Source organism: Streptomyces sp. NPDC006208 (genome assembly GCF_040613775.1).
Taxonomy (GTDB): Bacteria; Actinomycetota; Actinomycetes; order Streptomycetales; family Streptomycetaceae; genus Streptomyces.
The window spans coordinates 43,022-52,463 of record NZ_JBEXSW010000052.1 but is presented as its reverse complement, the minus strand read 5'-3'; the positions used below and the strand labels follow the sequence as shown (position 1 = coordinate 52,463).

Here is a 9,442-nt window from a genome sequence, read left to right as displayed (position 1 = left end):
GGCCCGGTCCGAGATCTCGGACCGGGCCCGCTCCGTCGTTCCCGCACTCGTGCTGCGGCGCGGACTACCTCACCGTCACGGCCAGGGGGTGGCCGTCGCGCCGCCGTTCGCCGGGCCGCCGTTCGTCTGGCCGCGGTTGTTCCCGCCGCCGATCAAGTCCGGAGGGATCGAGACACCGGGCCAGGGCGTCTGCCCGCCGGGGCCGGGGTCGCCGGGCTTCTCCCTGTCGTCCCGGTCCCTGCCCCTGTCCCTGTCCCCGTCTTCCTCTTCTTCCTTTTCCTCGCCACGGGGCACCGAGACCGGGTTGAAGCTCGGGGTCTCGGAGGCGTCGAGCGCCCCCGACATCGCGATCTTCCAGATCGGGCCGGGGAGGCAGCCGCCGCAGACCTTGTCGTAGTACTGGCCACCGATGGTGATCCGGAACATCGAGGTCTTCTCGCCGATGTCGTCACCCACCCACACGGCGGTGGAGAGGTTGGGGGTGTACCCGACGAACCAGGCGTCCTTGCGGTCGTTCGTGGTACCGGTCTTGCCCGCGTTGTCGCGGTCGCTCAGACCGGCCGCCGTGCCGGTGCCGTCCTCGACCACACCCTTGAGCATCTGGTTGATGGTGTCCGCGGTCTGCTCGCTCATCGCCTGCGAGCACGAGGTCTTCGGCACCGGCAGGCTCTTGCCGTTCGGGTCCGCGATGGACTCGATGGCGACCGGCGAGCAGTAGGTGCCGCGGTTGGCGAACGTGGCGTAGGTGGCGGCCATGGAGAGCGGCGTGCTCTCCTCGGCGCCCAGGGTGATCGACGGGTCCTCGCCGATCTTCTTGCCGTCGCCCGTCTTGTAGCCCATCTTCTTCGCCATCTCGACCGTCTCGCACAGCCCGGCCATCTGCTCCAGTGACGCGAAGTAGGTGTTGATGGACTTCCCGAGCGCGCTGGTCATGTCCCAGCTGCCGGCCTCCGACTGCAGCTCGTTCTGCACGGGCCAGGTGCCGCTTCCGGCGGGGGAGCCCGAGCAGTTGGTGAACGAGTTCATCGGCAGGGTGATCTTCCAGGGCGTGGCGAAGGTCTGGGCCGGGCTGAGGCCCTTCTCCAGCGCCGCCGCGGCGGTGATCGGCTTGAACGTCGAGCCGACCTGGAAGCCGTAGGTGGTGCCGCCCATCTTGTTGTCGACGGCGAGATTCAGCACGGTCTCGTGCCGCTTCTGGTCCAGGCCGTACGGGCGGGACTGGCCCATCGACAGGATCTTGCCGCTGCCGGGCTGAACCTGCACCACGGACGCCGCGACCTTGTCGTTCTTGTTGACCTTGGACGTGGCTGCCTCGTTGGCGGCCTTCTGCGCCCGCGGGTCGAGCGTGGTCCTGATGGTCAGACCGCCGAGGTTCCACAGCTTCTGGCGCTCCTCCTCCGTCTTCCCGAAGGCGGGGTCGGAGAGGATCGTCTTGCGCACGTAGTCGCAGAAGAAGCCGGCACCGCTGACGGCGGTGATGCAGCCGTTCTTCGGCTTGCTGACCTTCAGCTTGATCGGGGCTTCCTTGGCCCGGTCCGCCTCCTCCTGGGAGACGTCACGGGTGTCGGCCATGCGCTGCAGCACCGTGTTGCGGCGCTTGATGGCCTCTTCCGTGTCGTTGACCGGGTCGTAGCGGCTCGGCGACTGGACGATGCCGGCCAGCAGGGCGGCCTCCTCCAGCTTGAGGTCCTTGGCCGACTTGGAGAAGTAGCGGTGGGACGCCGCCTCGATGCCGTAGGCCTGCTGGCCGAAGAAAGTGATGTTGAGGTAGTTCTCGAGGATCTTCTTCTTGCCCAGCTCCTCCTCGACCTGGATCGCGTACTTGAGCTCGCGGATCTTGCGGCCGATGGTCTGCTGGGTGGCCTGGGCGACCTTGTCCGGGTCGTCTCCCGCCTCCTCGACGAAGACGTTCTTCACATACTGCTGGGTGAGCGTGGAGGCGCCCTCGGTCACGCCGCCCGTCTGCGCGTTCTTGTTGACCGCGCGCAGCACACCCTTGAGGTCGACCGCTCCGTGCTCGTAGAAGCGGGAGTCCTCGATGGCGACGATCGCCTTCTGCATGTACGGCGAGATGTCCTTGAGCGGCACGACCGTACGGTCGCGGGAGTAGACCGTGGCGATCTGCCCGCCCTGGGAGTCGAGGATGGTGGTGCGCTGACTCAGCGGCGGAGTCTTGAGGTTGGCGGGGATCTCGTCGAATCCCTCGACCGTTCCCTTGGCCGCGAGTCCCAGCGCGCCGATGGCGGGCAGCGCGATGCCGGCCAGCACCGCTCCGGAGAGCACACTGACACCGAGGAACTTGGCGGCCTGCTGGGTCCCGGTCAGGCCTCCGCCCGCGCGCTTGTTTGCCATGAGGGCAGCCTACGTTCTCATTCGCCGGACACGCGTATATGCCTTGGCCTAAGCTGCTCCCAACTGTCACAGCAGTGCGGTTTCGCATCAAGTACCTGAGACAACTTCCGCTGTACCCGAATCCGGTGGAGTTGTGTCCGAATCCGCCGCTTGTGTCATTCGGTGTCCGATGTGACCCAACTGAAGTATCCCGATTTGCCGGGATTGCTACGTATGCCCTCAGGTCACTCCCCTGGGTGATCTGCCGCGTACGCATAGTCCGTTCGGGCCATTCAAGATTGGGCCCCACGGGGGTGTTGCGCTGTCCCCACCTTCCGTAACGTCCTCAACTGGCAGCGGTGAATATGCCGCTGCCGCCGTGGGGGAGCCTCGATTCGGGAGAGGACGGCGCCGGCATGGGCTGGGTAACCGACTGGAGTGCGCAGGCAGCCTGTCGCACTACCGATCCGGATGAACTGTTCGTACAAGGGGCTGCGCAGAACAGGGCCAAGGCGGTGTGCACCGGGTGTCCGGTGCGGACCGAGTGCCTGGCCGATGCGCTCGACAACCGCGTCGAGTTCGGAGTCTGGGGCGGCATGACCGAGCGGGAACGGCGCGCACTGCTGCGCAGACGCCCCACGGTCACCTCCTGGCGCAGACTGCTCGAAACCGCGCGGACCGAGTACGAACGCAGCGCGGGCATACTGCCGGTGGGTCTCGACGACGACGAGACCTACGAGACGTACGCCGCGGTCGGATAACCCCGGGCGGCTCCCCGGGTCACTTCAGGCCCGAGCCGCCAGGTGGATCGCCGTCCGGTTGTGACCCCGCGGGGCCGGCCCCGCGGGGCAGAAGTCCGTGCCCTCGCAGCTCCGGCCGCCCGCGCCGCCGACGCAGTTCCAAGCCGCCTCTACGCGGCTCCGACCGGTGTACGCCCGCCGGTCGCGAGCCGGTCGCCGATGGCCCGGAGCCCCGCAAGATCATGAACATCGCTGGGCAGGGCGGCCACTTCGGTGACTGCCACCTCGGGGTGGAGGGCGGTGAAGCGGTCACGCGTGCGCTGCTCGCGCGCGAGCACCTGCATTCTTTCGGCATGCAGACGCAACAGGCCCGCGGTCAGCTGCTGCGAGGTCTGCTGGTCGTGCGTCATCTGCTGATCGTCCGTCAATTGCGCTTCAGGGCCTGCTTCGGCGTCCGATTCGGGGGCTGGGTCAGTGCCGGGGGTGTGATGCGCGGCCGGGGATCCGGGAGAGGGAGAGGCGGCCGTGGCGTCACGAACACCAGTCTTCCCGGACGTTTGATCCACAATGCCGCCCTCGTCAAGATTTTCCGCGGCGGCAAGTGCCCGCTCGGCGGAGAGCTTTGAGGCTCCGCTGCCGTGCACCCGGTTGAGCACAAGACCGGCGAGCGGCATGTTCTCCGCCGCGAGCCGCTCCACGAAGTACGCCGCCTCTCGCAGCGCATCCCGCTCCGGCGCCGCGACCACCACGAACGCTGTGCCGGGCGCCTGCAACAGCCGGTACGTGGCGTCCGCGCGGGTACGGAACCCGCCGAACATGGTGTCCATGGCTGCCACGAACGTCTGCACATCACGCAGGAGTTGACCACCGAGCAGCTTGCCGAGCGTCCCGGTCATCATCGACATGCCGACGTTGAGGAACTTCATCCCCGCCCGGCCGCCCATCTTCGCCGGGGCCATCAGCAGCTTGATGAACTTCCCGTCCAGGAAGGACCCGAGGCGCTTGGGCGCGTCCAGGAAGTCCAGTGCCGAGCGGGACGGCGGGGTGTCGACGATGATCAGGTCCCACTCGTCCCTGGCGCGCAGCTGCCCCAGCTTCTCCATCGCCATGTACTCCTGCGTGCCGGCGAAACCGGCCGACAGGGACTGGTAGAAGGGGTTCCCCAGAATCGCGCGGGCCCGCTCCGGGTCCGCGTGCGCCTCGACGATCTCGTCGAAGGTGCGTTTCATGTCGAGCATCATGGCGTGCAGTTCTCCCGCCCGCTGCCCACCACCCTCGCTCGATTCGCCGGGAGACGCCCCTGCCCTGTCCTCGATGCCCTTGACCCTGCGCGGGGTGTTGTCGAGCGAATCGATGCCCATGGACTGCGCGAGCCGGCGGGCCGGGTCGATGGTGAGCACGACCACCTTGCGGCCGCGCTCCGCCGCCCGTACCCCGAGGGCCGCCGCGGTCGTCGTCTTGCCGACACCGCCGGCACCGCAGCACACGATGATGCGGGTGGCCGGATCGTCGATGAGCGGATCGACCTCGAGCGGGGCCGATGCGTCCAGGGTCATGAGCCGGCCCCTTGCTTTCGCAGTTCCTTCGCCAGTCCGTACAGGCCTGCCAGATCGATTCCCTCGCTGAGCAGGGGGAGTTCGTACGCCGGCAGATCCAGTGCGTTCAGCGCCCTGCGCTGTTCGCGTTCGAGCTCGACGCGCTGGGCGTGCTCGGCCGCCTGCTCCAGGAGCGGGGTGACCAGTTTCGCGGCGGCGCCGATGCCTGCCGACGTGAGCGCCTTGGTGATGGACTCGCGCCGGCCGTTCGACGCGTCGCGTACCGCCTCCTCGTCGAGGAGGTGGGGCCGCACCATGTTCACGATCACATTGCCGACGGGGAGCGCGGCGCCGCGCAGTTCGGCGACACCGTCGGCGGTCTCCTGGACCGGCATCTCCTCGAGCAGGGTGACCAGATGCACCGCGGTCTCGGCGGACTTCAGGACGCGCATCACAGCCTGGGCCTGATTGTGTATCGGGCCGATCCTGGCCAGGCCGGCGACTTCGTCGTTGACGTTCAGGAAGCGGGTGATGCGGCCGGTCGGCGGCGCGTCCATCACCACGTAGTCGTAGACGTAACGACCCTGCCTGTCCCGGCGGCGCACGGCCTCGCAGGCCTTGCCCGTCAGCAGCACGTCGCGCACGCCCGGCGCGATGGTCGTCGCGAAGTCGATCGCGCCGAGCTTCTTGAGCGCGCGGCCCGCGCCGCCGAGCTTGTAGAACATCTGGAGGTAGTCGAGAAGCGCACGCTCGGCGTCGATGGCCAGCGCGTACACCTCGCCGCCGCCCGAGGCGACGGCGATCTTTCGTTCCTCGTACGGAAGGGCTTCCGTCTCGAAGAGCTGGGCGATGCCCTGCCTTCCCTCGACCTCCACGAGGAGGGTGCGCTTTCCCTCGGTCGCGAGGGCGAGCGCGAGGGCCGCGGCCACCGTGGTCTTACCGGTACCGCCCTTGCCGCTGACGACCTGGAGCCTGCTCACGTATTCGAGCCTAACCAGTCGCCCGGCGTCCTACGCACGAGGCTGCCTGCGGGCTGCGTCACGGGACAGCACACGGGTGCGGCTACAGTCGGCTCCATGACCAAGTGGGAATACGCGACCGTGCCCCTTCTCGTGCACGCGACCAAGCAGATTCTGGACACCTGGGGCGAGGACGGCTGGGAGCTCGTCCAGGTCGTTCCCGGGCCGAACAACCCCGAGCAACTGGTGGCCTATCTGAAGCGGGAGAAGACCTCGTGAGTGGCGTCGTCGACCGCAAGCTCTCCGAGCTCGGGCTGACGCTGCCGGAGGTCGTGCCGCCGCTGGCCGCCTACCAGCCGGCCGTGGTGTCGGGTGCGTACGTCTACACAGCGGGCCAGCTCCCGATGGTGGAGGGCAAGCTTCCGGTCACCGGCAAGGTGGGCGCCGAGGTCACCGCGGACGAGGCCAAGCAACTGGCCCGTACCTGCGCGCTGAACGCGCTGGCCGCCGTGAAGTCGGTCGTCGGCGACCTGGACCGGATCGCCCGGGTCGTGAAGGTGGTCGGATTCGTCGCGTCCGCCCCGGACTTCATCGGCCAGCCCGGCGTCATCAACGGCGCGAGCGAACTGCTGGGCGAAGTGCTCGGCGACAAGGGCGTGCACGCCCGCAGCGCGGTGGGCGTCGCGGTGCTGCCGCTGGACGCGCCGGTCGAGATCGAGATCCAGGTGGAGCTCGTCCAGGACTGAGCCCCTGGGTGAGTCCGGGACTGAACCACCGGTCAGTCCGTACGGCCCCGTGGCCTGCCGCTCGCGGTGGGTGCGGGGCCTTGTGCGTGCCGCCGGGAACCCCCGCAGGGGCGGCTTGATGTGATCATGCCCATCGGGGCTCTGTCCGGTCGGGCAGAAGACGCATGTCCAGGGGGCGCGGGCGCACCGCGTCCTGTGAGTCCGGGCCGGCCGACACGCAGGCCGCGGGGGTACGGGGGGCCGGTGACCTGGCCACCCCTCGAACATCGGCGCGAGAGCGCATAGGCTCCCGCCATGTCCAATGGTCAGTGGTACCCGCCGGAATGGCCCGACCGGATCCGTGCCCTCGCCGACGGCACGCTCGCCGTCGTCGCCCCCAAGCGGGCCGCGACCGTGATGCTGCTGCGCGACACCGCGGACGGTGCCGTCGTCCACATGCTGCGCCGCCGTACCTCCATGGCCTTCGCCGGAGGTGCGTACGCCTATCCCGGTGGCGGCGTGGACCCGCGGGACGACCGGCCGGTGCGCTGGGCGGGCCCCTCGCTCGAGACCTGGGCGGACCGCCTGGGCACCGACCGGGCATCGGCGCAGGCCATCGTGTGCGCGGCGGTACGGGAGACGTACGAGGAGGCGGGCGTCCTGCTCGCCGGCAGCACCGCGGACACGGTCGTCGGCGACACGACGGGCGACGACTGGGAGGCGGACCGGCAGGCGCTGGTGGACCGGGAGCTGTCCTTCGCGGACTTCCTGGACCGGCGCGGCCTGGTGCTGCGCTCGGACCTGCTCGGCGCCTGGGCGCGGTGGATCACGCCGGAGTTCGAGCCGCGGCGCTACGACACCTGGTTCTTCGTGGCCGCCCTGCCCGAGGGGCAGCGGACCCGCAACGCGTCGACGGAGGCGGACCGTATGGTCTGGATCCGCCCGGCCGAGGCGGCCGCGGGCTACGACAAGGGCGATCTGCTGATGATGCCGCCGACGATCGCGACCCTGCGGACGCTTCAGCCGTACGGGACAGCCGCTGCGGCCCTCGCGTCGGCGGGCGCCCGTGACCTCACGCCCGTTCTGGCCGAGGCGCGGCTGGAGGGCGGCGAGCTGATCCTCAGCTGGCCGGGCCACGATGAATTCACCAAGCACATCCCGACGGGAGGCCCGCAATGACGCACGCGCCTGCGGGTCCGGTCCGGCCGGCCGGACCGGCGGCCACGTCTGCCGCGGTGCGCGCCGGCCTGCCCGCCGTATCTGCCGGAGGTTCCCGATGAGCGACGCCCAGAGCCTGCCCGGGCAGCCCCGCGGGGGCGTGCTCTCAGGGCCTGCCACCACGCGCGCCGTCAACGTCCTCGCGCCGAACCCGTCCGCCATGACGCTCGACGGCACCAACACATGGATCGTCTCGGAGCCCGGCTCGGACCTTGCGGTGGTCATCGACCCCGGGCCGCTGGACGACACTCATCTCCGGGCCGTCATCGACACCGCCGAGAAAGCGGGCAAGCGGGTGGCCCTGACCCTTCTCACGCACGGCCACCCCGACCACGCCGAGGGCGCGGCGCGCTTCGCCGAGCTGACCCGCACCCATGTCCGCGCCCTCGACCCCGCGCTGCGGCTCGGTGACGAGGGGCTCGCCGCCGGTGACGTGATCCGGGTCGGCGGGCTGGAGATGCGCGTGGTGCCCACACCGGGCCACACCGCCGACTCGCTCTGCTTCCATCTGCCCGCCGACCGGGCCGTCCTGACCGGCGACACGATCCTCGGGCGCGGCACGACGGTCGTCGCGCACCCCGACGGGCGCCTCGGCGACTATCTGGACTCCCTGCGGCGGCTGCGCTCGCTCACGGTCGACGACGGCGTGCACACGGTGCTGCCGGGCCACGGGCCGGTGCTGGACGACGCCCAGGGGGCGGTCGAGTTCTATCTGGCGCACCGCGCCAACCGGCTCGCCCAGGTGGAGACGGCTGTCGAGAACGGCTACGGCACCGCGGCCGAGGTGGTGGCTCATGTGTACGCGGACGTGGACCGGTCCCTGTGGCCCGCGGCGGAGCTGTCGGTCCTGGCACAGCTCGAGTATCTGGCCGATCACGGTCTGATCGGGGGGAACTAGCCAGGCACCCCCGAGCGTCCTGGGGTCGCGGACGATGCTTTACGCTCCGCTTACTTTGCGACGTCGGTCCCTGGGGGAAAGCCGTGTTTGTCCTGTTCATCGTGCTCGCCATCGCCGCCGCGGTGATGTTTTTCGTCGCCCGCGGCAATGACAACAGAGGTCTCAAGCTCGGCGCGCTCGGCGCACTCATAGCCGGCCTGTTCGCCGGGATCGCCAGCTGTGTGCATGTGGTCAGCGCTTACGAGGTCGGGGTCCCCGTGACCTTCGGCAAGGTCGGCGTACCCATGAACTCCGGCGTGAACCTCACGTCGCCGTTCACCAACGTCACCACCTTCTCCACCCGCCCTGTGGACCTCAATCTGTCCGACGACGACATCGTGGAGGTGCGCTCCTCGCAGGGTGGCGTGATGTACGCGGAGGCCACCGTGAAGTGGGCGGTGACCCCTGCCAAGGCCGTGGAGCTCTACAAGCTCGCAGGCACCGAGGACGCGATCCAGCAGCGGCTGGTCTACCCGGACAGCCGGGAGATCATCCGGAACGTCTTCGCCCGGCACACGAGCGAAGAGGGCTACGCCTCGGCCCGGGAGAAGATCAACAGCGAGATCAGTACGCTGATCAAGGAGCGGCTCGCGCCGCGCGGCATCGACGTCACCACGGTCAACCTGCGCAATGTGAAGCCGTCGGACCGGCTGCAGGACCAGATCGACCGCAAGATCCAGCAGCAGCAGGCGACCGAACGGGCGACCGAGGCGGCCCGTACCGCGAAGGCGGAGGCCGAGCGCCGCCGGATCGAGGCGGAAGGCATCGCCCGCGCCAACAAGATCCTCAGCGACTCGCTGAGCGACAAGGTACTCGCCAACCAGTGCATCGACGCCTTCAAGGAGGCGGCCGCGAAGAACCCGGTCTATGCGGTGCCCTGCGGATCCGGCACCGGCAATCCGCTGATCGTGGACGGCACGAAGAACTGACGCGAGGGACCGGCCCGGCGTCACGTCCGGCCGGGCCCGGCGCCCCGTACGCAACGTGGAAGGGCCGC

General features: G+C 69.3%; 9 protein-coding genes. 6 read left to right on the top strand and 3 right to left on the bottom strand.

The genetic code is table 11. The features are described from left to right. Positions 1-75: 75 nt before the first annotated feature. A complete protein-coding gene (locus tag ABZ208_RS32635) occupies positions 76-2,352 on the bottom strand; it encodes a transglycosylase domain-containing protein (RefSeq protein ID WP_356913057.1) in 2,277 nt (758 codons plus the stop codon). A 395-nt stretch (positions 2,353-2,747) separates the two neighbouring features. Between ABZ208_RS32635 and ABZ208_RS32630 the strand changes: the two genes are divergently transcribed. Continuing rightward, positions 2,748-3,092, top strand: a complete 345-nt coding sequence (locus ABZ208_RS32630) for a WhiB family transcriptional regulator (RefSeq protein WP_177149633.1) — start codon at positions 2,748-2,750, stop codon at positions 3,090-3,092. Between the two features lie 149 nt (positions 3,093-3,241). Here the strand turns inward: ABZ208_RS32630 and ABZ208_RS32625 are convergent, their stop codons facing one another. Then, positions 3,242-4,627, bottom strand: coding sequence for an ArsA family ATPase (locus ABZ208_RS32625; RefSeq protein ID WP_356913056.1), 1,386 nt, complete (start codon positions 4,625-4,627; stop codon positions 3,242-3,244). Beyond that, positions 4,624-5,586: an ArsA-related P-loop ATPase gene (locus ABZ208_RS32620; protein ID WP_356913055.1), complete on the bottom strand. Its 963-nt coding sequence runs from the start codon at positions 5,584-5,586 to the stop codon at positions 4,624-4,626. Before ABZ208_RS32620 ends, ABZ208_RS32625 begins: the two co-directional genes overlap by 4 nt. 96 nt (positions 5,587-5,682) lie before the next feature. Here ABZ208_RS32620 and ABZ208_RS32615 point away from each other — a divergent pair, with 96 nt between their 5' ends. The 5 genes from ABZ208_RS32615 (at position 5,683) to ABZ208_RS32595 (ending at position 9,374) form a co-directional block, all read left to right on the top strand. Then, the gene (locus ABZ208_RS32615) at positions 5,683-5,844 is read left to right on the top strand and encodes a DUF4177 domain-containing protein (protein ID WP_137988514.1); all 162 of its coding nucleotides are present in this window, start codon (positions 5,683-5,685) and stop codon (positions 5,842-5,844) included. Further along, positions 5,841-6,311, top strand: coding sequence for a RidA family protein (locus tag ABZ208_RS32610; RefSeq protein ID WP_356913054.1), 471 nt, complete (start codon positions 5,841-5,843; stop codon positions 6,309-6,311). Before ABZ208_RS32615 ends, ABZ208_RS32610 begins: the two co-directional genes overlap by 4 nt. A 294-nt stretch (positions 6,312-6,605) precedes the next feature. After that, positions 6,606-7,469, top strand: a complete 864-nt coding sequence (locus ABZ208_RS32605) for an NUDIX hydrolase (protein WP_356913053.1) — start codon at positions 6,606-6,608, stop codon at positions 7,467-7,469. Positions 7,470-7,566: 97 nt separating this feature from the next. Next, positions 7,567-8,406 carry an MBL fold metallo-hydrolase gene (locus ABZ208_RS32600; RefSeq protein WP_328398306.1) on the top strand — a complete coding sequence of 280 codons (840 nt, stop codon included), beginning with the start codon at positions 7,567-7,569 and terminating at the stop codon, positions 8,404-8,406. Positions 8,407-8,489: 83 nt separating this feature from the next. Continuing rightward, positions 8,490-9,374 (top strand): prohibitin family protein, encoded by an 885-nt coding sequence (locus ABZ208_RS32595; RefSeq protein ID WP_328398304.1) that lies wholly within the window; start codon positions 8,490-8,492, stop codon positions 9,372-9,374. The last annotated feature ends 68 nt before the right edge of the window (positions 9,375-9,442 follow it).